Source organism: Sinomonas sp. ASV322 (assembly GCF_030908245.1).
GTDB lineage: Bacteria > Actinomycetota > Actinomycetes > Actinomycetales > Micrococcaceae > Sinomonas.
Map to the genome: position 1 here is coordinate 242,562 of NZ_JAVFJJ010000002.1, position 23,814 is coordinate 266,375.

Sequence of the window (23,814 nt, forward strand, 5' to 3'; positions counted from 1 at the left end):
CGGCCAGCGCCACAGTGGCACTTGCCGCAGGCACAGCGTCAGCGGTACGATACAAAGACTAGCTTCCCATACTCGGCTCCGCGCGGCGCATCCTTCCGCCGGGGCTGGCGACGCACCGTCACGTGGCCGGGAACCTCAACGGGCCCGGCCGAGCCGCGGCGCTCGAGAAGCCGTTCGACGGCAGCGAGCCGCTCGAACGTCGGCTGGCCGCCGAGTTCGGCGACGGCGAGCGCGAGGACACGGCTCCGGAGGGCCGGGGGGAGCGACCGAACGGCCTCGCCCGGGAGCAACAGGGTTCCCGGTTCGGCGGGGCGCTCGACCCATTCCGCGTAGGCGCGCGAGGCCTCGGCGTCGAGGAAATCGGCGTCCTGCCCGAGGATCGCGGCCGTCCGGGCGAGCCCCTCCGCGACGCCCGGCCCGAGCTCGGCCTCGAGGAACGGCATGATCCCGACCCGCACGCGCGAACGCATGAACCGCGGATCAGAGTTCGTCGGGTCGAACCACGGCTCGAGCCCCTCGGCGCGGCACACGTCGAGCGTGTCCGCGCGGCGCAGGCCGAGGAACGGCCGGACCTGCAGTCCGCGCACGGTTCGCATGCCGCCCAGCGAACGTGGCCCCGAGCCGCGCGCGAGGCCGAGGAGGACCTGCTCCGCCTGATCATCGAGCGTGTGCCCCAGCAGAACCGCACCCGCTCCCCACGCGGCGGCCTCGGCCTCGAGCGCCCCGAGCCGCGCCGAGCGCGCCGCGGCCTCCGGCCCCTCGCCTGCGAAACGGACTTCGACGGCGACCACCTGCACGGGCGCGAGCCCGAGCTCCCCCAGCACGGCCGCCGTCGTCCGCGCAACCTCGCCCGAGCCTTCCTGAAGGCGATGGTCGACGACGACGGCGCCCGCCTCAAGCGGGTGTCCGTCCACGGCGCCGCGTCGGGCGAAATGGGCGACGGCGGCCGCGAGCGCGAGCGAATCCGGCCCGCCCGAGCACGCCACCAGCACACGCGACGGCCAGCCCGCTTCCTCAAGCGCGGCCTTGACGGCGTTGCGGGCCCGGCCGACGGCGGGATGCAGCCGTCGGCGTGCGGGCGAGGCGAAGTCCCGCGAGCTCACCCCATCCTCGCGACCCAGGCCTCGGGCGCGTGGATCTCCTCCTCGGTCGGGAGGTTCTCGGGGCGCTCCCAGATGCGGTTGAAGCCGTCCATGCCGATGCGGTCCACGACGCCCGTGACGAACTTAGCCCCGTCCGTGTACTGGCGCATCTTGGCCTCGAGGCCGAGCACCCGTCGCACGAAGGTCTCGAGCACGCCGCGGTTTTCGCTGCGGGCCGTGTAGCGCTGGCGGACGGTCTTCACGGTCGGGACGACGTCCGCGTCGACGGCGTCCATGACGACCGTCGCGTGGCCCTCGAGGAGGCTCATGATCGCGGTGAGGTGCGAGATCGCGGCCTTCTCGGCTGGGTCCTGCAGGAGGTCGAGGATCGCGCCGCGGCTCGGGAACGGCTGCCCGACCCCCGCCCACGGCCGGTCGCGCAGGGACTTGGCGGCCGCCGTCGCCCGCTCCATGAGGGAATCCATGTTGCCAAGGAGGCTGTCGGAGAGCTGGGCGACCTGGTCGAGGATGTGGCCGCGGAGCCACGGCGCCGCGGCGAACTGAACGCGGTGGGTCTGCTCGTGGAGGCATACCCACAGGCGGAAGTCCTCGGGCTCGACGTTGAGTTCCCGCTCGATCTGCACGATGTTCGGCGCGACGAGCAGCAGGCGTCCGGCCTCGGGGATCGTCGAGCCGGGGGCGAGGGCCGCATACGGCTCGTACTGGCCGAGCACCTTGTTGGAGAGGAACGCGAGGACGGCGCCGAGCTGGGCGCCCGTGATCGCGCCGCCCATGCGCGCCGCCGACGGCGTGAGTTCGCTTGCCTTCTTCTCGACGAGATGGGTCAGGACGGGGCCGAGCATGACCTGGAAGCCCTGGGTGTTCGCCTTCGCCCACGAACCGCGGTCGACGACGAGCACCTGCGAATCGCGGAGGTTCTCCGCGGCCGCGAGACCCGTGATGCGGTGGACGTGCGGGACGGCCGCGTCGGCGAGGCGGCGAAGGCTCGCGACGGCGTCGGCGGCTTCGCCGGGCGAAAGCTGGGGACCCGGCGGGGCGAGGCGCGCTGCCGTGGCGGCCGCGAGATCCCAATTGATGAGCTGCGGTGCCGTCTCGTGGACATCCATATCCCCATCAGACCACACGGGACCGCCAGAACACACCGCGCCCGGCGTCGCCCCTTTCTTGCTCCGCCGTGTGTTCGCTCAGGGCTGCAGGGACGAGGCGAGCGTCACCGGCACCCGCAGCCCGCGAGCACGGATGCGGCGCCGTCGACGGCGGCTGCCGCGCTCGGGCGCGCCGCGGGGGCGAGGCCGTTGCCGACGAACGAGAACACGAGGAGCCTCCCTTCGGCGTCGACGACGTAGCCCGTGAGCCCCACGACCGTGTTGAGTGTGCCCGTCTTGGCGCGCACGAACCCCGCGCCCGCGGAGCCCTGCCCATAGCGCGCCGCAAGGGTTCCCGTGAGCCCCGCGACAGGCAGCCCGTCGAGCGCTCGCCGCAGCCGCGCGTCGTCGCCCGCTGTCATGGCGCGCATAAGGGAGGCAAGGCTCGCCGCAGGGATGCGGTCCGAGATCGCGAGGCCGGACGCGTCGCGCAGGTCGATGCCGGACGTGGAGCCGAGGACGCGCTGCGCCGTGTCTTCGAGCGCGGCGCGGGCGCCGTCGATGCTGGCAGGGCGGCCCGTCGCGGCGGCCGCGAGGCGGGCGAGCGTCTCGGCCGAATAGTTGTCCGACTCGCGGAGCGTGTACGCGAGCTGGTCCGCGACCGACGCCGATGCAACGCTCGCGAGCTCGGCGGCACCGCTCGCCGTCGTCCGGGCGACCCCGGTCGCGATCGTCGCATCGCTCCCGAGCGCGGCGGCGAGCGCCTCGCGGAAGGCCGCCGCGGCGGCGAGGGCGGGATCGGCCGGGCGGGAGCCGCTGCCGCCCGGCTGGGTCCGGCCGACGTTGAGCGCGATCGGCGCAATCGGAGCGATCTCGCCGGCAGCGACGTCCTCTGCCGCCCACGCCGGGTTGAGCGCCGGCCCCGTGAAGAGGGAATCGTCGAGCTGCACCGACACCGTCCCGTGGACGGGTCCCAGGGCTGCCGCGGTCGCCCGGGCGAGGGTCGCGAGGCCGGCATGCCCCTCGACCGCGTCCGGCTGCGACTCGCCCTTGCCGAGGAACACGTCTCCGCCCGCGATCAGCACGATGCTGTTGGGCGTGCTTCCCCGCACAGTCCTGGTCGTGAGGGTCGCGTTCGGGCCGAGCGTCCTGAGCACGGCCGCGGCTGTGAGGAGCTTGAGGTTGGACGCCGGCGCAACGGGCTGAGCGCCCGCCCGGCTGTAGAGCGACTGCCCCGTCGCGCCGTCGAGCACAACGGCGCCGAACGTCCCGTTGTCCGGGCCGAGCTGCGCATCGATCGCCTTCGCGAGCGCCGCCGGAGCGGGCGTCGGCGCCGAGTCTGCGAGGGAGGTCGCCCCGCGGAGCACAGCGGGCGACGACGGCGCCTTGAGCCACGCGGGCACGCTCGGGTCGGGTGCCGAGTGGGCAAGAAGCGGCCCCGGGAAGACGGGCGCGAGGATCGCGCCGCCAATCGCCGCGGCGAGCACGAGCAAGAAAGAGGCGAGGACCCACGTCACGGCGCGCTGAGCGCGGGTAAAGGGCTGGGGCATCGGTAATAGTCCTGCGAGTCCGGGCCTGTCGGCGGCATGCGAGTGGAGAGCACGCCCCCCAGTGCGGATATCCTCAATACTAGTTGCCGCCGGGCTGTCCTCACGCGTGGACGGGCGGCCGCCCTGCACGCTGCCAGCCAAGGAGCACCATGAAGCACGACGTCACGATCGAGATCCCCCGCGGCTCCCGCGTCAAGTACGAAGTGGACCACGAGACGGGCCGCGTCCGCCTCGACCGCGTCCTGTTCACCTCGATGCAGTACCCGACGCACTACGGCTACTTCGAGAACACGCTCGGCGAGGACGGCGATCCGCTCGACGCGCTCGTGTGGTACCCCGACGTCGACCTCTTCCCGGGCATCCTGCTCGAAGCCCGCCCGATCGCGATCTTCAACATGGAGGACGAGTCCGGCGGCGACGCCAAGCTCGTGTGCGTCCCGGCCGACAAGCGCTTCGACCACATCAAGGAGGCGTCGGACCTCGACGAGTGGCTCGTCAAGGAGATCGAGCACTTCTTCAGCCGCTACAAGGACCTCGAGCCGGGCAAGTGGGTCAAGCCGGCCGGCTGGTCGGACCGCGCCGCGGCCGAGGCCGAGCTCGAGGCATCGATCAAGCGCTTCGGCGACGGGCACTGACAGCCACTGACGCCTCACCTCTCAAGGACGGGATCCCGCGACCTGGGGTCCCGTCCTTCGTGTTGCGGCCCGTTCGACGGTGGGTCTGGGGCCACGCCGGCGAGGGACCCGCCCTGAGCCTGCGAGGGGCGGGAGCCGGTGGGTGGGGCCACGCCGGCGAGGGACCCGCCTTCAGCCTGCGAGGGGCGGGAGCCGGTGGGTGGGGCCACGCCGGCGAGGGACCCGCCCTTCAGCCTGCGAGGGGCGGGAGCCGGTGGGTGGGGCCACGCCGGCGAGGGACCCGCCCTTCAGCCTGCGAGGGGCGGGAGCCGGTGGGGACTAGGCTCGGGCCATGTACACGGTCACGATCAATCAGCGCGACCGCGAATCTGGTGATCGCGTGCCCGAGCTTCTGCGGGCGCTCGGCCGGCTGCGCCCGGAGGTGCCGTTCACACGCAGCGTCGGCGACGAGGTCCAGGGCGTTTTCTCCTCCCCGGCCGGCGCGATCGACGCCGGGCTGGCCGCGATGCGCGCCGACGCATGCGGCGGGGTCCGCTGGAACGTCGGAATCGGCGTCGGGCCTCTCGGCGAGCCCCTTCCCGAAACGATGCACGACGTCACCGGACTCGGTCTCGTCTACTCGCGCCGCGCCGTCGAACTCGCCCAGCACATCAAGGACGAGGCCGCAATCGCCGTCGACGGCCCCGACCGCGCGCTCGCCGCTGAGGCCGGGGCGATCCTCCGTCTGCTCGCGCTCACCGTGGCAAGGCGGACGACGGCGGAATGGCGGGTCCTCGAGCTCCTCACACCGGGCGTGCGTGGCCAGCAGAAAGCCGTCGCGGAGGCGCTCGGCATCACGGCGCAGGCGGTGTCGAAAGCCATCGCGCGGGCCCTGTGGACTGAGGAGCACGACGCCCGACCGGCAGCCGCACGGCTCCTCCGGCTCATGCTCGAGGTGCGCTGAGCCGTCTGGTTGCCCGGTTACGAGAGCAGCGAGCGCAGGACGGCGACCACGCCGTCCTCCTCGACGGCAAGCGTGACCTCGTTCGCGGCGGCCTTGACCTCATCCGGGGCCTGGCCCATTGCGACGCCACGACGCGCCCATTGGAGCATCTCGATGTCGTTGCGGCCGTCGCCGACCGCGACCGTCTTCGCCTCGTCGATGCCCAGAAGGGCACGAACGTGCTCAAGCCCGCTCGCCTTTGTGACGCCCTTCGCGGCGATGTCGAGCCATGCCGTCCAGCCGACGGAATAGGTCACGCCGTGCAGTCCGATCGACTCGACGGCGCGGCCGAACTCCTCGGCGGTGGCGTCGGTCGAAAAGACGACAAGGCGCACGGCCGAAACCCCGAGGAGCTCCTCGAATGTCACTCCCTTGGCCTCGACCCCGAAGCTCGAGTCCTGGAAGCGCTCGGTGGAGAGGAAATTCCCCTCGGCGTCCTCGAGGGCGTACTTCGCGCCGGGAAGGCGGTGTCGCAGCGCCTCGAGGGCGGGGGACGGATCGAAGACGCGGCGGTCGATCACTTCGTAGCCGCCATTCACGCCGACATCGATGCGGGCGACCACGCCTCCGTTGCACGAGACGATGTAGCCGCGCTCGACGCCGAGTAGCTCGACGATGGGAAGTGCCGCGCCGAGGGAGCGGCCGGTCGCCACGACGACCTCGTGTCCGGCTGCGACGAGGGCCTGGCCGGCTTCGCGCACGGCGGGGCGCATGTGGCCGTAGTGATCGACGAGGGTACCGTCCACGTCGAGCGCCACGAGCCTACGGTCAAGAGTTCCGAGCTGGTCATCGATGCCAGCGTTCAGCGTTGTTGTCATGGATCTAGTGAACCACTTGCCACCGACACTGCCGCGGACTGACCCCGGACGGCTCGTGAACACGGGGTGAATACTCACAGGGTTCCGCACAGTGTGAGTGTTCACCTTGCCCCGTCGCAGGGACGCTTCCGAAGACGGGTTGTGGCCGAGAAGACGCGCTCGGTTGATCTTCTGGGCCGCAAGGCGTCTGCGCCTGCTCCGAGGGCTGTCGAGCGAGGCGCTGTCCCTCGCCTTGTCCCTCAACACCCCTCGGGCGTCACGGATGTGGCCTTCTTGTCCACATATCACGACCGTTCGTGGCCTGGCCCTCGGGTCGTTTGGAATGCTCGCGCTATGGACACCGCCGACTGCCTCATCAACACATCGCTGCGCCAAATCCTGGGGCCCATGGCGGACGCGCGCCGCGGCTTCGCATCGGGCAGCCTGGTGCGACTGCGTCGAGGCTTCTACGTTCCGGTGGCCACCTGGCGCGAGGCTCGTCCGGACGAACGGTTCTCGCTTGCCCTCGAAGCTCATGCGTGGGCGAACCCGAGCGCAGTCTTCTGCGGAGAGACTGCCCTATTCCTTCGAGGAGTCCCCACCGTCAAAGCCCCCGCGACGATCGACGTCGCGACAACCTCGAACGGAAGGCTCGGGCTGCAGCCGAGCAGTTTCGCAGTTCGCGGCAGCTCCGAAACCGCGATTCTCGTACGTCGGCTCCCGCCTCCGCGTATCCGACGGCGCCTCTTTGCACGCATAGAAGCAGAGGACGCGGGCGCTTTCTCCGCCGTGCCGCTGGCCGAAGCCCTGGCCGATGTTCTCAGCACCGGGAAGTTCGCGCGGGCGCTCACGGTTGCCGACGCGGTTCTCCGTCAAGGCGGGGACGTCGCGCTTCTCGACAGACCAGACATCGCGAGCGCGATGGCAGCCCTCAAGCACCAGACCCAACGATCCCGGGCCGAAACCGTCGCCTCATTGGCGCGATCAGGCGCGGAATCCCCCGGGGAATCTGTGAGCCGAGCCCTCATGCTTCTGTTCGGGTTCCCGGAGCCGGAGCTCCAGAGGGAACACCATGACTCCCGCGGGTTCATCGGCCGGACCGACTTTGCCTGGGACGGGAAACCGTCTCCTGTGGGTGAGTTCGACGGATGGGGCAAGTACTTCGACCAAGAACTGACCGATGGCGAAGACCCGCGAGAGATCATCCGGCGGGAGAAGCGCCGTGAGAACCGGCTGCTCGCGCTTGGCCACCCCGTGCTGCGATGGGACTGGGCAGACCTCGAAAGACCCGTCCGGCTCCGCGCGAAGCTCATCGAAGCCGGGCTACGCCCGACGGAAAGACGCGTTGTGGCTGAGAAGATCGCCTGAAGCCGTCTCGTCGGCCACAACGCGTCTTTGCGCGGAACGGAACCGGGGCGCGGCCCGACCCGGGGCCACAGGACCCGGGGCTAGAGGACCGGGAGCACCTCGAGGCCGCCGAGGTATGGGCGGAGGGCCGCCGGAACCGTGACGGAGCCGTCAGGGTTCTGGTGGTGCTCGAGAATCGCGACGATCCACCGGGTCGTCGCCAAGGTGCCGTTGAGCGTCGCGACGCTGCGCGTGCCCTTGGCGGCGCCGTCGTCGTCGAACATCCGCTCGCGGATGTTGAGCCGCCGGGCCTGGAAGCCCGTGCAGTTCGACGTTGAGGTGAGCTCGCGGTAGCGGCCCTGCGTCGGGACCCACGCCTCGCAGTCGAACTTGCGGGCCGCGCTCATGCCGAGATCGCCCGCAGCGGTGTCGATGATGCGGTACGGGAGCTCGACCTTCGCGAGCATCTCCTCCTCCCACGCAAGCAGGCGGGCGTGCTCGGCCTCGGCCTCCTCGAGCGGGACGTAGGAGAACATCTCGACCTTGTTGAACTGGTGCACGCGGATGATGCCACGCGTGTCCTTGCCATGGGAGCCGGCCTCGCGGCGGTAGCACGAGGACCAGCCCGCGTAGCGGACCGGGCCGCCGGACAGATCGAGGATCTCGTCGGAGTGGTAGCCCGCGAGGGAGACCTCGGAGGTGCCCACTAGGTAGAGGTCGTCCTCGGCGAGCCGGTAGATCTCGGCGTCGTGCTTGACGTCGAAGCCCGTGCCCTGCATGGTCTCGGGACGCACGAGCGTCGGGGTGATCATGGGCGTGAAGCCCGCCTTGATGGCCTGATCGAGGGCCATCTGCAGGAGCGCGAGCTCGAGCCGCGCGCCCACGCCCTTGAGGAAGTAGAAGCGGGCGCCGGAGACCTTCGCGCCGCGCTCCATGTCGATCGCCCCGATGAGCTCGCCGATCTCGAGGTGGTCGCGGGGCTCGAAGCCTTCGGCCGCGAAGTCGCGGGGGGTCCCGACGGTCTTGACCACGATGTAGTCGTCCTCGCCGCCCGCCGGGACGCCGTCGATCACGAGGTTCGGGAAGACGCGCATGAGCTCGTCCTGCTCGGCCTGCGCCTCGTCCGCCGAGACGGAGGCAGCCTTGACCTTCGCGGCGAGCTCCTTGACCTCCATGAGAAGCGCCTGCTTCTCCTCGCCCTTTGCGGCGGCGACCTTCTTGCCGAACGCGTTCTGTTCGGCGCGCAGCGTCTCGTACTCGGTCAGGGCAGCCCGGCGACGGGAATCAGCAGCGAGGAGCCTGTCGACGAGGGACTCGTCCGCACCGCGCGCACGCTGGCTCGCGCGGAACTTCTCGGGATGCTCGCTGAGCTCTCTGACGTCAATCACGCCCCTTAGCCTAACGGGCCAGCCGAGTTGAATGGGCATGCAGATCGGCGGCAGGGCCCAGTTCAAACGCGTGCGGGATAGAGTGAAGGAACCATGCGCAACTGGATCATCGCCGGTGCCCTTGCTGCAGCCGGCGCCTTCGCCGTCACGAGCTGGTGGGGCGTGCGCAGACTCCGGGAGCAGCACAGCCGCAGCGCCGTCGCCGAGCCGGCGCAGATGCCTGAGCCCGGGCCGCAGCAGGTCGCGGTGATCCTCAACCCCACGAAGGCGCGCGCGTCCGAGGCGGAGATGCTCATCGAAGCGGCATGCCGCGGGGCCGGCTGGCCTAGCCCGCTCGTCTTCGAGACGACGGCGGACGATCCGGGCCACTCGATGGCGCGCGCGGCACTCGAGGCGGGCGCCGACGTCGTCATCCCGTGCGGCGGGGACGGCACGGTGCGCGTCGTCGCGGAGGCCCTCGCGGGCACGGACGTCGCGCTCGGCCTCGTCCCGCTCGGCACGGGAAACCTCCTCGCCCGGAACCTCGACCTGGACCTCACGCGCCTCGCGCAGTGCGTTCATACGGCACTCTTCGGCAGACAGCGGCGGATCGACACGGCAACGATGGCCCTCGAGAACCGCGCGACCGGAGCGAAGTCCCAGCACACGTTCCTCGTGATCGCAGGCATGGGCATGGACGCCGAGATCCTCGGCGACACGAACGAGGACCTCAAGAAGGCCGTCGGGTGGATCGCCTACACCGAAGCGGGCATCCGGCACATGCCGGGGCGCCGGCGCAAGAAGGTCGACGTCGCGCTCGACGACGGCGACTTCCAGACACGGAGCGTGCGCAGCGTCCTCTTCGCGAACTGCAGCAAGCTCCCCGGCGGCGTCGATTTCATCCCCGAGGCGTACATCGACGACGGCGTCCTCGACATCGTCGTCATGAGCCCGCGCAGCCTCCTCGGCTGGCTTGAGATGTGGCTCAAGATCACGTTCCAGCACAACCGGCCGCTTCCCGTCATGTCCTTCTACGGCGCGCAGAGCGTTCGAATCCGAAGCGCCCAGCCGGTCGAGACTCAGGTCGACGGCGATCCGACCGGCCCCGCGACCGACATCCGGGTCGAAGTGCGCCCGCTTTCGCTGCTCGTCCGCGTCGCCGGCTGAGCCACCTGCGGGCTAGATCGGACGACGGCGGCGCATGCCTTCCAGCGTCAGTCGCCGAGGATCCCGCTCACCCACGCACGGCTCGCCTCGAACGCTTCGTCCGCGTTGACGGAACCGACGGCGGGTTCGACCGCGTCGGCGCGCGGGTACGAGCCCAGGAAGCGCGTCTCGGGGCTGATGCGGTGCAGTCCCGCGAGAGCGTCGGCCACGCGCGCGTCCTGGGCGTGGCCCTCGGTGTCGATGCTGAAGAAGTAGTGGCCGAGGTACTCGCCCGTGGGCCGCGATTCGATCCGAGAGAGGTTGACACCCCGCGACGCGAACTGCCACAGGATCTCCATGAGGGCACCCGGGTGGTCCTCGGGAAGCGGCACGGCGATGGTCGTCTTGTCCGCGCCCGTCCGCGGCGGGAGCCCTGCGGGACGCGAGACGAGGATGAAGCGCGTCACGGCGCCAGGGTTGTCGCCGATGTCGGACGCGAGGACGCTCAGCTCGGGATGTTCTTCGGCCACGATGGGGCCACAGATCGCGGCGTCGCCGGGCAGCGAGCCATCTTCGAGGAGCGAGATGGCGCCCGCCGCCGTCGAGGAGGCTGGGGCATATTCCGCACTCGGAATGTTTGCGGCGGCCCATGAGCGGCACTGCGCCCACGCATGCCCATGGGTGAATACACGCTTCACGTCGCTGACGCGCGTGCCCCGGCGGGCCACGAGCACGAAGGTGATCGGCACGAGCTCTTCGCGGACGATGCGCAACTCCGGCCCGGTCGAGATCGCGTCGAGCGTCGCCGTGACGCCGCCCTCGACGGAGTTCTCGATCGGCACCATGGCAGCGTCGACCTCGCCGGCCCGGACGCGGTCGAGCGCCTCGTTGACGTTGCTCGACGGGATCCGCGCCGCATCGCGCGCACCAGGCACCTTGAGGAGGGCGGCCTCGGTGAAGGTCCCCTCGGGACCGAGGAACGTGTAGATCACTAGAGGACCGTTGGCCGCTGGCCGTTTTCGGACACGATCGGCCGTCCAGCCTCAAGCCATGCGTCCATTCCGCCCACGACATTCATCGCGGAGTACCCCTGGTCGACGAGCCAACCGGTGACGCGGGCGGACCGGCCGCCCGTTCGGCACACGACGAGCAGGTCCTCGTCGGGATCGAGCTCGCCGAGGCGCGCCGGGAGCTGATCCATAGGGATGTGCAGCGCTCCCTCGGCGTGGCCCGCCTCCCACTCGTAGTCCTCGCGCACGTCGAGCAGAGTGCCCGCGGGCAGCTCGCCGATGCGGACGGATTCGAAGCTGGGCATGGGTGCCTCCTGGTGAAACGCCGTTCTGCGTCAAGCCTATAGTGATGTGGCTTTCATGAACGCCGCGACAGAGAGGAAGCCCGTGGACCCCACCGTCGGCCGCTTGTCCGCGGTAGCGCTGCGTGACGCGCTCCGTTCCGGAGAGCTCTCGGCGAGGGACGCCGTCGGCCATTTCCTCGAAGCGATCGACACCGCGAACCCACATCTCGGGGCGTTCGTGGCCGTCACGGCCGAGCGCGCCCTCGATGATGCCATCGCCGTCGACGCGGCGCACGCGGCCGCGCGCCGCAAGGGGATCCTCGACGAGCTGCCGCCCCTCCACGGAATGCCGACAGCCTTCAAGGACCTCGTCGACGTCGAAGGCGTCCCCACGACGCACGGGAGCTCCGCGGTCGAGCACCGTGCCGCACCGGGCGACGGCCCCCTCGTCGCGCTTCTGCGCGCCGCGGGGGTGATCTCCCTCGGCAAGACACAGGTCCCTGAGTTCGGGCTCACCGCGTATTCCGAGAACCGCGTCGCCCCACCGTCGCGCAATCCGCACGCGCCCGGCCTGAGCTCGGGCGGATCCTCGGGCGGCTCCGCAGCAGCGGTCGCGGCCGGCATGCTCCCGTTCGCGGCGGGCACTGACGGGGGCGGCTCCATCCGTATCCCCGCGGCCGCCTGCGGGATCGTAGGTCTCAAGCCGGGCCGCGGGCTCATTGCCGTGGGCCAGAGCGCCGGGGACGCGGCCCGTCTCGTTGTCGCAGGCCCGCTCGCGCGAACGGCCGACGACGCCGCACTCCTCCTCGACGCGCTCGTCGCCTTCGGCGGGGGTCGCCCGCGCGACGCGGGGCACCAGGGACGCCACGCGGCGTCGTACGTCGATGCGGCGCGACGCGAGCCGGGGCGCCAGCGCATCGGCGTGGCCCTCGCAAGCCCGTGGGACCAGCGGTACCGCGTCCACCCCGAACCGGACGCGCTCGCCGCGCTCACCGCCGCCGTCGCCCGGCTCGAAGCTTCCGGGCATCTCGTCGAGGAAGCCGACGTCCGCTACGACAACCGCTACCCCGACGCGTTCACGGCCGCGTGGACGGCAGGCATCGGAAGCCTGCGGATCGGGCCCGAGCGCGAACCGCTCCTCACCCCTCTCACGCGGGCGTTCCGCCGCCGCGCACAGCAGCGGAGCCGCTCCAAGCTCGACGAATCCCTCGCGTTCCTACACATGTTCGAGCACGACACGATCGCCCAATACGCCCGCTGGGACGTCATGCTCATGCCCGCGCTCGCCCAGACGCCGCGACCCGTCGGCTGGTTCTCGGGAACCGAGTGGCAGACGACGGCCGACGACGACTACGCGCGCCAGTGCGAGTTCGCGCCGTGGTCGTCGATGGTGAACGTGTGCGGGCTCCCGGCTGTGAGCGTGCCGACGCATTGGACAGAAACGGGCCTGCCCATGGGCGCGCAGCTCGTGGGCCGGGCAGGCTCGGAAGGCCTGCTCCTCGCGCTCGCGAGGCTCCTCGAGACCCCGGGCGCGCTCAGTAGTCGTACGGGCTGATCGAGGCCAAGGCGATGACGAAGAACGCCACGACGACGATCGTGATGATGAGCGAGAGGTATCCCATGACGAGGCCCGCGATCGCGAAGCCCCTCCCGGCAGGCTCGCGGGCGAGGCCGAGGTGTCCGAGCACGACGGCGGCGATCGTCGGGAGGAGGAAGGCCGCGAAACCCAGGATCGACGCGATGCCGCACACCATCGACGCGACGCTCAGGCCCTTGGGCTCGCTCATCGGATTCAGCGGGTAGGCCGGCGGGTACGCGTACTGCTGGCCGTACCCTGGCTGGCCCGGGGGCGGACTGTAGGGCGTCTGTCCGTACGGTGACTGTCCGTACGGTGACTGCCCGTACGGTGGCTGCCCGTACGGCGCAGAGTTGTACTGGGCGGGATAATGGGCGCCGGAGTATTGGGGACCGGCGTACTGCTGGGGGTTGCCGTACGGCTCGGGGTTGCCCTCGGGCCCGTTGTAACGCTGCCCGCCGTATTGGGGGCCGCCGTATTGGGGGCCGCCGTATTGGGGGCCGCCGTACGGAGCGCCAGGGTATCCCGGCCCGGAAGGGCCGCCACCCGGCTTGGGTCCTGGGCCAGCGGCCGGCGGCTGGGGAGCTGCCGAGGTGCGGACGACGCGCGGCGCCTGTGGGACGGGCGGAACCGGCGAGATCTTGCGGGTCGGGTGTGCGTTCGCGCGCGCGATCGGCTCGGTGGGGCGGTCTGAGGATGTCGGCAGGGACTCAGCCGCAGGGCGATCTCCCGCTGCGGGTTGGCCGACCGGCGCGGCCGCTTCCGCGGGACTCCCGTCCTCACGTGCCTTGCCTTCAGATGCCTGGCCTTCCCGGCCCTCCTCAGGCGCGGCGCCGCCGTCGTGGGTCTCTGCCATGTCCCCTCCGTCCCCACGCGCATGTCCCCTGCACGCACGAACCAGCCTACTCGCGTGATCCGACGGGGACCGGTCTCGGCAGCCCCCGCCAAGAATGTCAGACCCCCTGCGTAGGGTCGTCGCATGATGAGTGAACGGGAAAGCACGAACGGGAAAGCGCGGCGTCACTACGGGAAATCTTCACGCAGAGGCAACCCACTGTTGGCGTTCTCTGCTTAGCTATGGGCATGGCTAACCGCGCGGGCACTGTAGCCCTCCCCAGTGATCTCGTCGACGTCACGGCACTCCTGGATGCCTACTACGACGTCTCCCCCGATCTGAGCGACCCCGGCCAGCGCGTCGCGTTCGGCACGTCGGGCCACCGCGGGTCGAGCCTCAAGGCCTCGTTCAATGAGAAACACATCGCCGCGATCACGCAGGCGATCGTCGAGTACCGCGCCGGTCAGGGCATCCGCGGGCCTCTCTTCCTCGCCCGGGACACCCACGGGCTGAGCGAGCCCGCCACGAACACGGCTCTTGAGGTGCTCGCGGCCAACGGCGTCACGGTCCTCGTCGACGCCCGCCATGGGTACACGCCGACTCCGTCCTTGAGCCACGCGATCCTCAAGTACAACGCGGGCCGCGCCGAGGACGACCCCGCGCGGGCGGACGGAATTGTTGTGACGCCAAGTCACAACCCGCCCGCCGACGGCGGCTTCAAATACAACCCGCCGCACGGCGGCCCGGCGGACACCGACGCGACCGGGTGGATCGCCAGCCGGGCCAACGAGCTTCTCGAAGCCGAGCTGAGCGGCGTCAAGCGCATCCAGCTGCAGGACGCCCTCGCCGCGGACACGACCGGTCAGTACGACTTCCTCTCCAGCTACGTCGACGACCTCCCGCTCGTTCTCGATATCGCAGCGATCCGAGACGCGGGCGTGCGCATCGGAGCCGACCCGATGGGCGGCGCGTCCGTGGACTACTGGGGCGAGATCGGGGAGCGCCACCATCTCGACCTGACGGTCGTGAACCCGATCGTCGACCCCCAGTGGGCGTTCATGACCCTCGACTGGGACGAGAAGATCCGCATGGACTGCTCGTCGCCGTCCGCGATGGCCGGGCTCATCGCGAAGGTCAATTCGGGCGAGACGAAGTTCGACATCGCGACCGGCAACGACGCCGATGCCGACCGCCATGGCATCGTCACGCCGGACGCCGGCCTCATGAACCCGAACCACTACCTCTCCGTTGCGATCGACTACCTGTACCGAAACCGTTCCGGCTGGCGGCAGGATTCGGTGGTCGGCAAGACGCTCGTGAGCTCATCCATGATCGACCGCGTCGCCGCTGGACTCGGCCGCAAGCTCGTTGAGGTGCCCGTCGGGTTCAAGTGGTTCGTGCCCGGCCTCCTGACTGGCGAGGGCGCGTTCGGCGGTGAGGAAAGCGCCGGCGCGAGCTTCGTCAAGATGGACGGCGGTGTGTGGACGACCGACAAGGACGGCATCCTGCTGTGCCTCCTCGCGTCCGAGATCCAGGCGGTCACGGGACAGAGCCCGTCCCAGCGCTACGCCGACCTCGCTGCGAAGTATGGGTCGCCGTCGTACGCCCGCATCGACGCTGCCGCGAACCGCGAGCAGAAGGCCAAGCTGGGCAAGCTCTCCGCCGCGGACGTCACGGCAACCGATCTCGCGGGCGAGACGATCACCGCGAAGCTCACAGAGGCGCCAGGCAACGGCGCGAAGATCGGCGGCCTCAAGGTCACGACCGAGAACGCGTGGTTCGCTGCGCGGCCGTCCGGGACGGAGGACGTCTACAAGATCTACGCCGAGTCCTTCAAGGGCGAGGAGCACCTCAAGCAGGTTCAGGCCGAGGCGAAGGCGCTCGTCGATTCGGTGATTGCGTAGCAGTTGGTGGGGCCGTCACGTGCGCGGCCGGTTGCGCCGTCGTCGTCTGTGGCTGGAAGTCACCCTGCGAAGGTGACGGCACGACGGGGACGGCAGCGGTGGGCGGCGTCGTCGCACGCCGCGTCGCCCACGCAGCCCGCAGCTGGTCGCGCAGGGTCCCGTCGCTCCGGCGGCTGAGCGCAACGACACCGAGCAGACCCGCGATCACGGCGGCCAAGCCGCCGGCGACCACGGACCATCGCGGCCCGACCGTGTTCGCGATCCAGCCCACGAGCGGAGCCCCGATAGGGGTACCGCCCTGGATGACCACCATGTAGAGCGCCAGGACCCGCCCGCGGTACTGGGCCTCCGTGCTGAGCTGGACGATCGTGTTGCACAGGTTGAGGAAGGTGATCGCGGCGAGACCGACGGGCACGAGCGCGAGAGCGAACCAGATGTAGCCGGGCATCGCCGCTGCCACGATCGTGGCGAGGCCGAGCAACACCGCGGCGGCCACGAGAAGGCTCATGCGGGCAGTCTTCCGTCGCGCCGCGAGGAGGGCGCCGGTGAGCGTGCCCACGGCCATGACGGACCCGAGGAGCCCATAGGCGTCGGGCCCAGCACGGAAGACGTCGGCCGCCATGAGGGCGTTCGTGACTTGGAAGTTGAGGGTGAACGTCCCGACGAGGCCGGCCATCGCCATGATGAGCAGGATCCGCGGCTGGTCGCGCACATAGCGGATGCCTTCGCGGATCTGGTGCTTGCCCCGCGGAACCGGAGGCGCCGGGTGCAGAAGGTCCGTGCGAAGCCTCGTCAGCGAGGCGAGGACGGCACCGAAGGTCACGGCGTTGAGCAGGAAGACCCAGCCCGTGCCGATGAGCCCGATGAGCACGCCCGCGATGCCGGGACCCGCGAGGCGCGCGAGGTTGAAGGAGGCGCTATTGAGGGCGACGGCATTCGGAACGTCCGCGCGGCCCACGAGCTCGGAGACGAAGGCCTGTCGCGGCGGAGCGTCGAACGCGCTGGCGACGCCGAGGCCGAGCGCGATCGCGTAGACCTCCCACAGCTGGGCCGTGCCAGAGAGGACGAGCACGGCCTGGAGAAGGCCGAGCGCGCCCAGCGCGGACTGCGTTCCGATGAGCAGCCTGCGCTTGTCGAGGCGATCCCCGAGGACGCCCGCATACGGGCCGAGCACGATGATGGGAAGGAACTGAAGCCCGGTCGTGACGCCGACGGCGGCGGCGTCGTGCTGCGTGAGCTCCGTCAGGACGAGCCAGTCCTGGGCCACGCGCTGCATCCACGTTCCGATGTTCGAGACGAGGGCGCCGGCTGCCCACAGGCGATAGTTCGGGTGGCGGAGGGCTTTGAACGTCTTGCTCACCGGGCGCACATCTCCACGAGGATCTCGGCGGCGCGGTGCATCGTGGCCCGGTCGGCGTCGGAGAGGTCCTCGAGCCGGCTCGCGAGCCAGACCGAGCGGAGGCGGCGGGACTCCTCGAGCACCGCGCGGCCTTCGCGGGTGAGGTCGACGACGACCTGCCGCCCGTCGGTCGGGCTGTCGGTCCGCGTCACGAGGCCTTGGGCGGCGAGCGCATTGACCGTTCGCGTCATGCTCGGCGCCTGCACCCGTTCGGCGTCGGCGAGCTGCCGCATGGTCTGGGGTCCGCGCTTCGCGATAATGCCCAGCACCGTGTTCTGCCCTGCGGTCACCGCGTCGCTGCTCGCTTGGGTCCGCAGGACCCGGGACGTGCGCATGACGGCGATGCGGAGTTCGACGGCGAGGTCGTCGAGGGCGAGGGCGTCCGGGGTGGGGGCGTCCGGGGTGGGGGCTTCGGTTTCGGTTCGGGGTTCAGGAGTCTGTCGCGTCATATCGATACTTAGCCTAGCTCATTAGCTTGGCTAAGTATATGACGGCGGTCACCCTCGTGCATTCGAAGGGTCACGTTCCGCGGGTTCGATCCGCGGAAGGTGACCCTTGGACGGCCACTCACCCGCGGGAGGTGGCCCCTGGACGGCCACTCACCCGCGGAAGGTGACCCCTGGACGGACACTCACCCGCGGAAGGTGACCCCTGGACGGACACTCACCCGCGGAAGGTGACCCCTGGACGGACACTCACCCGCGGGAGGTGACCCCTGAACGGGGGGAGTCAGAGGGTCTCGACGACGTCCTCGAACGCGAACTTCGTCTTCGCGGGGCCGAACGCTTCGGCGCCCGGGAGGCCGATGTTGACCACGAGGAAGCTCCTGCGGCCGGCGTCGGGGAAGAATTCGGCGTCGATCGCGCCGAAGTTCGCGCCGGTCATCGGGCCCGCCGCGAAGCCGAGCGCGCGGACCGCGAGGATGAAGTAGCCCGCCTGGAGATGGGCGTTGTCGCGTCCCGTGCCGTGGCGGAGCGACTCGTCGTCGTCGAACATCGCCTTCGCGCGCAACGCAGCCGGGAGGAACTGCCCCCACTTCTCGTGCCACTCGGTGTCGAACGCGAGGAGCGCGACGAGCGGGGCCTGGCGCGTCTTCTCCTGGTTGCCGGGGCTCATGTGCGCGACGAGCCGCTCGCGTGCCTCGGGCGAGCGCACATAGGTGATGCGCAGCGGCTGGTTGTTGAACGCCGTCGGACCGAACTTCGTGAGCTCGTAGATGGCCTGCGCCTGCTCGTCCGTCACCTCGCCCGTGAACGAATTCGCCGTGCGGGCCTCGACGAACAGGGCGTCGACGGCCGCGGCGTCCAGAGCGGCTTCTTCGTGGGCGATGCTCATGCCAAATCTCCTCAATCCGTGTACGCGGCCCATCGCGCCGCGCTCCAAGAGGTAGAACCCGCCGTCGCCCGCTCCCCTTCCGCCCCGGACGGTGAGATTCGACACACGGCGCGGGCGCCGCTCTCGGGCAGGCCAGGGGTGTCGGACGGCGCGAGTAGGATGCCCCCTGATACCCCACCCCAGCACTGGAAGGCGCGCGCATGAGCCTGCTCGGCACGAGATGGAAGCTCCACGGGGACGGCCGCTCCGTCCGGCCCGGAGAAGTCGTGGCACCCCAAGAGCGGCTCTCGTGGCCCCTCACCGTCGGGGTGGGGCTGCAGCACGTCGTCGCAATGTTCGGCGCGACGTTCCTCGTGCCGATCCTCACGCACATGCCGCCCGCAACAACGCTCTTCTTCTCGGGCATCGGGACGCTCCTATTCCTCGTCGTCACGCAGGGACGCGTGCCGAGCTACCTCGGCTCGTCGTTCGCGTTCATCGCCCCGATCCTCGCGTCGCAGCAGCAGTTCGGCGTCGGGGGCGCGCTCAGCGGCGTGGTCGCGGCCGGAATCGTGCTCGCGCTCGTGGGCGCCATCGTGCAGAAGTTCGGCGCGCGCTGGATCAACATCGTCATGCCTCCGGTCGTGACGGGCTCGATCGTTGCCCTCATCGGGCTCAACCTCGCGCCGGCCGCGAAGCAGAACTTCACCGCCGCTCCAGTCACCGCGCTCGTGACGCTCGTCGCGATCATCCTCGTGAGCGTCCTGTTCCGCGGCATCCTGGGACGGCTGAGCATCCTCGTGGGCGTCGTGATCGGCTACGTCGTCGCCGTCGCCCGGGGCGAAGTGGACTTCTCGAAAGTCGACGCCGCGGCATGGATCGGCCTCCCGCACTTCCAGACTCCCGAGTTCCACGTAGGCGTCCTCGGGCTCTTCGTCCCCGTCGTCCTCGTGCTCGTCGCGGAGAACGTGGGTCACGTCAAGAGCGTCTCCGCGATGACGGGCCAGAACCTCGACGGCGTGGCGGGGCGCGCGCTCATGGCCGACGGCGTCGCCACCGTCCTCGCGGGCCTCGGCGGCGGCTCCGGCACGACGACGTACGCCGAGAACATCGGCGTCATGGCCGCAACCAAGGTGTACTCGACCGCGGCGTACTGGGTCGCGGGCGCCTGCGCGCTCGTGCTGAGCTTCTCGCCCAAGTTCGGCGAGCTCATCGCGACGGTCCCGCAGGGCGTGCTCGGCGGCGCCGCGACGATGCTCTACGGCATGATCGGCGTGCTCGGCGTCAAGATCTGGGTCCAGGGGCGGGTCAGCTTCTCGAACCAGATCAACATCACGACGGCGGCGGTCGCGCTCATTGTGGGGATCGCGGATTACACGTGGACCGTCGGTCAGCTGAGCTTCGCGGGGATCGCGCTCGGCTCCGCGGCCGCGCTCATCGTCTACCACGGCATGACGGCGCTCGCGCGCTGGCGCGGCACCGTGCGGGAGCCGGAGACCGAGCGGGTCTGACGCGTTGCGCCCTCACATCTGGTGGGTGTGCACCCTGCGAACGTGACGGCGCAACGAGGGGGTACGGGCGGCGAAGGGGGTATTGGCAGTACCTGCAACGACAGGGCACTCCCCCGGTTGCGCGCGCTCTGATGTGCTGAGGTCACACCTCGAACGACAGGACCACTGTGGCCACGACCCAAGCCCCACCGAATCCGACGCAGCGCACTGTGAGCCGCCCGCTCGCCGTCGTCCTGGGCCTGCTGACTGCTTTCGGACCCATCTCGATGGACCTCTACCTCCCCGCGCTGCCGGCGCTCACCGCGGATCTCCACGCGGGGACGTCGACGGCGCAGCTCACCGTCTCCGCATGCCTCATCGGGCTCGCGTTCGGCCAGATCGTGGCTGGGCCGCTCTCGGACCGGTTCGGCCGCCGTCGCCCGCTGCTCATTGGGGTCGTCGCGTACGTCGCCGCCTGCGCGCTGTGCGCGGCGAGCCCCTCGATCGAAGCACTCATCGGGGCGCGACTCGTGCAGGGCCTCGCGGGATCGGTGGGGATCGTGATTGCGCAGGCCGCGGGTCGGGACCTGTATTCGGGCGGCAAGCTTGTGCGCTATTACGGGAGGCTCGCGGTGCTCGGCGGCCTCGCGGCGATTATCGGCCCCGTGATCGGCGGCCAGCTCACCGCCTTCACGGACTGGCGAGGCACCTTCGTCTTCCTCGGGATCGTCGGAATCGGCATCCTCGCGGCCTCCGCGTTCATCTTCCGCGAAACGCTGCCGACGGGGCTCCGGGCACCCGGGAGCCTCTCGCACACGCTGCAGAGTTTCGCTCGGCTGCTCGCCGACCGGGTGTTCGTCGCGTCGCTCCTCGTGACGGGATTCGCGGGCGCAGTGATCTTCGCCTACCTCGCGGGCGCGACGTTCGTGCTGCAGGGAATCTACGGCCTCACCCCGCAGGAATACGCCTTCGCGTTCGGCCTCAACTCCCTCGGCTACATGGTGTTCGGCTTCGTCTCCGGGCGCCTCTCCGAGCGCTGGTCGGAACGGGGAACGCTCGCCCTCGGCCTCGTGATGGGGGTCGCGGGCGCGGGCTTCCTGCTCGTCACGGCCGTCCTTCACCTCCCGCTCATCGCGGTCATCGCGTCCCTCTTCACGATGGTCTCCGGGATGGCGATGACGGCACCGCCGTCGACGTCCCTCGCCCTCTCGCACTACCGCGAGATCGCGGGCACGGCGTCCTCCCTCCTCGGGCTCACGCGCTTCGCGTTCGGCGGCGTCGCCGCTCCTCTCGTGGGCCTCGGCGGCGAGCACGATGCGACGGCCCTCGGCGTCGTCACCCTCGCCGCGGCGGTGCTCGCGGCTGTCTCGTTCTGGTTCGTCGCTGGGCGTCGGGTTGCCACGGGCGCTTAGCGCACACGACGGACGACGGCGGGCGGCCGCGGGATCTGGCCACGGGTTGGGCGGGAGGCGGCTAGGCGGCGACGGCGGCACGCCTCCGCGTCCAGAGCAGGACGGGAACCAGGAGCAGCGAAAGGAATCCGCCCGAGAGGGACAGCGTCTCGTAGCTCGACGAGGCCATGACGACGCCGGACATCGCGCCGCCGCCGGCCCCCGCGAGGGCGATCAGGACGTCGATCGAGCCTTGGACCCGCGGGCGATTCTCCGGCACGGTCGCATCGATGACGAGGGCCGTTCCCGAGATGAGGCCGAAGTTCCAGCCGAGGCCGAGCAGGATGAGCGCGAGGATGAGCATCCCGAGCGAATCGCCCGGCGCGAAGGCCGCCACAACTCCCGCCGCGAGCAGCGTCACGCCCGAGGCGATGGCCATGGGGGTGCGGCCGATCCTGTCGACGAGCGCTCCCGTGAGCAGCGAGGGCAGGTACATCGCGGCGATATGCAGGCCGATGACGAGTCCGACCGCCGCGAGGCCCTGATGGTGGGCCCGCATGTGGATCGGGGTCATGGTCATGATCGCGACCATCGCGATCTGGGTCAGGATCATGACCGTCGCCCCCGCATAGGCACCCCCGCCCGGGCGCGGGACGACGGCGGACGCCCGCCCGCCGTCGTCGTCCTTCGCAGCCGCGTTGATCGCGCGGGCGAGGAGGTAGGGGTCGGGCCGCAGGAGGACGAACAGTGCGAGCCCCGCGGCGAGGTACGCCGCCGCCGCAAGGAGGAAGGGGCCCGCGAGCGGCGGGACGCCGATGCCCGCGGCGAACTGGCCAAGCGGCGTGATGAGGTTGGGGCCGGCCACCGCGCCGAGGGTCGTCGAGACCATCGCGACGCTCACGGCCTTGCCGCGCCCGGACGGGCCGGCCAGATCCGTTCCGGCATAGCGGGCCTGAAGGTTGGTGGCCGTGCCCGCGCCGTACACGAAGAGCGACGCGAACAAGAGCGGCACCGAGCCGGTCATCGCGGCCGCGACGACGCCGATGGCCCCCAGGCCGCCGGCAGCGAACCCGAGCCCAAGGCCCATCCGGCGGCCCCAACGCTGGGTGAGCCGCCCCACGAGGAAGGCGGCGAGGGCCGAGCCGAGGGTGAACAGTGCTGTCGGGAGGCCCGCAAGGCCGTCCGTGCCGAGCATGTCCTGCGCGAGCAGGGCGCCCACGGAAATGCCGGCCGCGAGCCCGGCCCCGCCGAGGACCTGCCCGACGACGACGACACGGAGGGTGCGCTTCTGCACCCTGGCCCGCTCGGCGTCGTCCGGCGTCGCCGTCGTGCGGAGCTGCGAGGGATCAGGCGATGTCAAGATCGACCTCCTGGGTAGCGCGCCACTCGATGATGCCCCTTCGTGTACGCGTACAGCTAGGGACGTGGCCAGGGGTTGGTGGGAGGTGGCCAGTCGTCGGGGACCGGCCGCTTAGGCGCCCGCGAGGAGCTCCGCGACCGCGCGCCTCACGTAGCCCGCGCCGTCGGCCATCGCCTCGGCCGGGCTCGGCGCGAGGTCGACCAACGCACCCGCGACCTCGATGCCGTGTTCGGCGAGCTCCTCGGGGGTCGCGAGGATGCGACCGGCCACAGCCACGACCGGGATTCCGCGGTCCCGGGCCCGGTCCGCGAGCGCGATCGGGGCCTTGCCCGTGAGCGACTGGCCGTCGAGCGAGCCCTCACCCGTGATGACGAGATCGGCCCCTGCGAGCTTCGCGTCGAGGCCGACGAGGTCCGCGACGAGCCCGAAGCCGCTCTCGAGCTCCGCCTCCGTGTATGCGAGGAACGCCGCGGGGAAGCCGCCCGCTGCGCCCGAGCCGGGCACGTCGACGTCGCGGCCCGTCCCCTCGGCGAGGACGCGGGCCCACGTGCGGAGGCCGGCGTCGAGCGCCTCGACCGCTTCGGGGTCCGCACCCTTCTGGGGGCCGAAGACGTGAGCCGCGCCGTCGGGGCCGTGGAGCGGGTTCCGGACGTCGACGGCGATGCGGAACCGCGTGCGGGCGAGGCGGGGATCGAGGTCCGACGCATCGATCGAGACGACGTCGGCGAGCGCAGCGCCGCCGAGCGGGACGACGTTGCCGACCGCGTCGAGAGGCTTGAGGCCGAGCGCGCGCAGGGCGCCCGAGCCGCCGTCGGTCATCGCGGAGCCGCCGAGGCCCAGCACGATCTCGGTGGCGCCGGCGTCGAGCGCTGCGGCGACGAGCTGGCCCGCGCCGTACGAGTGGGCCCGTCGCGCGGCCTCCGGAGTGGGCTCGCCGTCGAGCAGCGCGAGGCCCGAGGACTGGGCCGTCTCGATGACCGCCGTCGTGCCCTTGATCGCCCACGACGCACCCACGGGCCGCAGGATCGGCCCGACCACAGCGTTGTTGCGCTCCTCGAATCCCGCGGCGACGGCCGCCTCGAGAGTGCCCTCTCCGCCGTCGGCAATCGGCACCCGCGTCACCTCGGCGTCCGGGTAGACCCGCAGGGCGCCCTCGGCCATCGCGTCCGCGGCCTCGGCCGCCGTAAGGGAGCCCTTGAACTTGTCGGGTGCGATCAGAATGCGCATTCCACCATCCTG

21 protein-coding genes are annotated in these 23,814 nt (G+C 70.7%); 8 read left to right on the top strand and 13 right to left on the bottom strand.

The window, feature by feature from the left end:
* Window positions 1–38 precede the first annotated feature (38 nt).
* The 3 genes from tilS to dacB form a co-directional block, all read right to left on the bottom strand.
* On the bottom strand, window positions 39–1,064 hold the full coding sequence (gene tilS / locus RBS12_RS03730; protein WP_307964919.1) for a tRNA lysidine(34) synthetase TilS: 1,026 nt from the start codon (window positions 1,062–1,064) through the stop codon (window positions 39–41).
* A 35-nt stretch (window positions 1,065–1,099) separates the two neighbouring features.
* Window positions 1,100–2,209, bottom strand: coding sequence for a zinc-dependent metalloprotease (locus RBS12_RS03735; RefSeq protein WP_307964720.1), 1,110 nt, complete (start codon window positions 2,207–2,209; stop codon window positions 1,100–1,102).
* 104 nt (window positions 2,210–2,313) lie between these two features.
* The gene (gene dacB, locus RBS12_RS03740; protein ID WP_307964721.1) at window positions 2,314–3,738 is read right to left on the bottom strand and encodes a D-alanyl-D-alanine carboxypeptidase/D-alanyl-D-alanine-endopeptidase; all 1,425 of its coding nucleotides are present in this window, start codon (window positions 3,736–3,738) and stop codon (window positions 2,314–2,316) included.
* Between the two features lie 149 nt (window positions 3,739–3,887).
* Between dacB and RBS12_RS03745 the strand changes: the two genes are divergently transcribed.
* A complete protein-coding gene (locus RBS12_RS03745) occupies window positions 3,888–4,373 on the top strand; it encodes an inorganic diphosphatase (RefSeq protein WP_307964722.1) in 486 nt (161 codons plus the stop codon).
* Between the two features lie 331 nt (window positions 4,374–4,704).
* Window positions 4,705–5,316 (top strand): hypothetical protein, encoded by a 612-nt coding sequence (locus RBS12_RS03750; RefSeq protein ID WP_307964723.1) that lies wholly within the window; start codon window positions 4,705–4,707, stop codon window positions 5,314–5,316.
* A 17-nt stretch (window positions 5,317–5,333) separates the two neighbouring features.
* On the opposite strand, the gene RBS12_RS03755 is transcribed toward RBS12_RS03750, so the two are convergent.
* A complete protein-coding gene (locus RBS12_RS03755) occupies window positions 5,334–6,173 on the bottom strand; it encodes an HAD family hydrolase (protein ID WP_307964724.1) in 840 nt (279 codons plus the stop codon).
* A 333-nt stretch (window positions 6,174–6,506) separates the two neighbouring features.
* On the opposite strand from RBS12_RS03755, the gene RBS12_RS03760 reads away from it, so the two are divergent.
* On the top strand, window positions 6,507–7,520 hold the full coding sequence (locus tag RBS12_RS03760; protein ID WP_307964725.1) for a hypothetical protein: 1,014 nt from the start codon (window positions 6,507–6,509) through the stop codon (window positions 7,518–7,520).
* An 80-nt stretch (window positions 7,521–7,600) separates the two neighbouring features.
* Here RBS12_RS03760 and serS read toward each other — a convergent pair whose 3' ends face one another.
* Entirely contained in the window at window positions 7,601–8,887 is a 1,287-nt protein-coding gene (serS, locus tag RBS12_RS03765) for a serine--tRNA ligase (RefSeq protein ID WP_307964726.1), read from the bottom strand.
* A gap of 93 nt (window positions 8,888–8,980) precedes the next feature.
* Here serS and RBS12_RS03770 point away from each other — a divergent pair, with 93 nt between their 5' ends.
* The gene (locus RBS12_RS03770; RefSeq protein WP_307964727.1) at window positions 8,981–10,033 is read left to right on the top strand and encodes a diacylglycerol kinase family protein; all 1,053 of its coding nucleotides are present in this window, start codon (window positions 8,981–8,983) and stop codon (window positions 10,031–10,033) included.
* 47 nt (window positions 10,034–10,080) lie between these two features.
* Here RBS12_RS03770 and pheA read toward each other — a convergent pair whose 3' ends face one another.
* Entirely contained in the window at window positions 10,081–11,004 is a 924-nt protein-coding gene (pheA, locus tag RBS12_RS03775; protein ID WP_307964728.1) for a prephenate dehydratase, read from the bottom strand.
* On the bottom strand, window positions 11,004–11,327 hold the full coding sequence (locus RBS12_RS03780) for a rhodanese-like domain-containing protein (RefSeq protein WP_307964729.1): 324 nt from the start codon (window positions 11,325–11,327) through the stop codon (window positions 11,004–11,006). Before RBS12_RS03780 ends, pheA begins: the two co-directional genes overlap by 1 nt.
* 55 nt (window positions 11,328–11,382) lie before the next feature.
* Between RBS12_RS03780 and RBS12_RS03785 the strand changes: the two genes are divergently transcribed.
* Window positions 11,383–12,861 (top strand): amidase, encoded by a 1,479-nt coding sequence (locus tag RBS12_RS03785; RefSeq protein ID WP_307964730.1) that lies wholly within the window; start codon window positions 11,383–11,385, stop codon window positions 12,859–12,861.
* Here RBS12_RS03785 and RBS12_RS03790 read toward each other — a convergent pair.
* Window positions 12,842–13,738, bottom strand: coding sequence for a DUF4190 domain-containing protein (locus RBS12_RS03790; RefSeq protein ID WP_307964731.1), 897 nt, complete (start codon window positions 13,736–13,738; stop codon window positions 12,842–12,844). The genes RBS12_RS03785 and RBS12_RS03790 overlap by 20 nt on opposite strands.
* A 227-nt stretch (window positions 13,739–13,965) precedes the next feature.
* On the opposite strand from RBS12_RS03790, the gene pgm reads away from it, so the two are divergent.
* On the top strand, window positions 13,966–15,621 hold the full coding sequence (gene pgm / locus RBS12_RS03795) for a phosphoglucomutase (alpha-D-glucose-1,6-bisphosphate-dependent) (RefSeq protein WP_307964732.1): 1,656 nt from the start codon (window positions 13,966–13,968) through the stop codon (window positions 15,619–15,621).
* On the opposite strand, the gene RBS12_RS03800 is transcribed toward pgm, so the two are convergent.
* The 3 genes from RBS12_RS03800 to RBS12_RS03810 form a co-directional block, all read right to left on the bottom strand.
* A complete protein-coding gene (locus tag RBS12_RS03800) occupies window positions 15,569–16,981 on the bottom strand; it encodes an MFS transporter (protein ID WP_307964733.1) in 1,413 nt (470 codons plus the stop codon). The genes pgm and RBS12_RS03800 overlap by 53 nt on opposite strands.
* On the bottom strand, window positions 16,978–17,469 hold the full coding sequence (locus RBS12_RS03805) for a MarR family transcriptional regulator (RefSeq protein ID WP_307964734.1): 492 nt from the start codon (window positions 17,467–17,469) through the stop codon (window positions 16,978–16,980). The genes RBS12_RS03800 and RBS12_RS03805 overlap by 4 nt, the downstream gene beginning before the upstream one ends.
* A 280-nt stretch (window positions 17,470–17,749) precedes the next feature.
* Window positions 17,750–18,355, bottom strand: a complete 606-nt coding sequence (locus tag RBS12_RS03810; protein WP_307964735.1) for a malonic semialdehyde reductase — start codon at window positions 18,353–18,355, stop codon at window positions 17,750–17,752.
* Between the two features lie 200 nt (window positions 18,356–18,555).
* Here RBS12_RS03810 and RBS12_RS03815 point away from each other — a divergent pair, with 200 nt between their 5' ends.
* Together RBS12_RS03815 and RBS12_RS03820 are read left to right on the top strand one after the other, a co-directional pair.
* The gene (locus tag RBS12_RS03815; RefSeq protein WP_307964736.1) at window positions 18,556–19,845 is read left to right on the top strand and encodes a solute carrier family 23 protein; all 1,290 of its coding nucleotides are present in this window, start codon (window positions 18,556–18,558) and stop codon (window positions 19,843–19,845) included.
* A 209-nt stretch (window positions 19,846–20,054) separates the two neighbouring features.
* Complete coding sequence (locus RBS12_RS03820) at window positions 20,055–21,236, top strand: multidrug effflux MFS transporter (protein ID WP_307964737.1); 1,182 nt, start codon at window positions 20,055–20,057, stop codon at window positions 21,234–21,236.
* 61 nt (window positions 21,237–21,297) lie between these two features.
* Here RBS12_RS03820 and RBS12_RS03825 read toward each other — a convergent pair whose 3' ends face one another.
* The gene (locus RBS12_RS03825; RefSeq protein ID WP_307964738.1) at window positions 21,298–22,575 is read right to left on the bottom strand and encodes an MFS transporter; all 1,278 of its coding nucleotides are present in this window, start codon (window positions 22,573–22,575) and stop codon (window positions 21,298–21,300) included.
* A 111-nt stretch (window positions 22,576–22,686) separates the two neighbouring features.
* Window positions 22,687–23,802, bottom strand: coding sequence for a glycerate kinase (locus tag RBS12_RS03830; RefSeq protein WP_307964739.1), 1,116 nt, complete (start codon window positions 23,800–23,802; stop codon window positions 22,687–22,689).
* Window positions 23,803–23,814: the final 12 nt, after the last annotated feature.

What these genes read in the sequence shown, in the direction of transcription:
- RBS12_RS03735 (WP_307964720.1), bottom strand. Translation starts at nt 2,209, where the DNA reads ATGGATGTCCACGAGACGGCACCGCAGCTCATCAATTGGGATCTCGCG.
- dacB (WP_307964721.1), bottom strand. Translation starts at nt 3,738, where the DNA reads ATGCCCCAGCCCTTTACCCGCGCTCAGCGCGCCGTGACGTGGGTCCTC.
- RBS12_RS03745 (WP_307964722.1), top strand. Translation starts at nt 3,888, where the DNA reads ATGAAGCACGACGTCACGATCGAGATCCCCCGCGGCTCCCGCGTCAAG.
- RBS12_RS03750 (WP_307964723.1), top strand. Translation starts at nt 4,705, where the DNA reads ATGTACACGGTCACGATCAATCAGCGCGACCGCGAATCTGGTGATCGC.
- RBS12_RS03755 (WP_307964724.1), bottom strand. Translation starts at nt 6,173, where the DNA reads ATGACAACAACGCTGAACGCTGGCATCGATGACCAGCTCGGAACTCTT.
- RBS12_RS03760 (WP_307964725.1), top strand. Translation starts at nt 6,507, where the DNA reads ATGGACACCGCCGACTGCCTCATCAACACATCGCTGCGCCAAATCCTG.
- RBS12_RS03770 (WP_307964727.1), top strand. Translation starts at nt 8,981, where the DNA reads ATGCGCAACTGGATCATCGCCGGTGCCCTTGCTGCAGCCGGCGCCTTC.
- RBS12_RS03780 (WP_307964729.1), bottom strand. Translation starts at nt 11,327, where the DNA reads ATGCCCAGCTTCGAATCCGTCCGCATCGGCGAGCTGCCCGCGGGCACT.
- RBS12_RS03785 (WP_307964730.1), top strand. Translation starts at nt 11,383, where the DNA reads ATGAACGCCGCGACAGAGAGGAAGCCCGTGGACCCCACCGTCGGCCGC.
- RBS12_RS03790 (WP_307964731.1), bottom strand. Translation starts at nt 13,738, where the DNA reads ATGGCAGAGACCCACGACGGCGGCGCCGCGCCTGAGGAGGGCCGGGAA.
- pgm (WP_307964732.1), top strand. Translation starts at nt 13,966, where the DNA reads ATGGCTAACCGCGCGGGCACTGTAGCCCTCCCCAGTGATCTCGTCGAC.
- RBS12_RS03805 (WP_307964734.1), bottom strand. Translation starts at nt 17,469, where the DNA reads ATGACGCGACAGACTCCTGAACCCCGAACCGAAACCGAAGCCCCCACC.
- RBS12_RS03810 (WP_307964735.1), bottom strand. Translation starts at nt 18,355, where the DNA reads ATGAGCATCGCCCACGAAGAAGCCGCTCTGGACGCCGCGGCCGTCGAC.
- RBS12_RS03815 (WP_307964736.1), top strand. Translation starts at nt 18,556, where the DNA reads ATGAGCCTGCTCGGCACGAGATGGAAGCTCCACGGGGACGGCCGCTCC.
- RBS12_RS03830 (WP_307964739.1), bottom strand. Translation starts at nt 23,802, where the DNA reads ATGCGCATTCTGATCGCACCCGACAAGTTCAAGGGCTCCCTTACGGCG.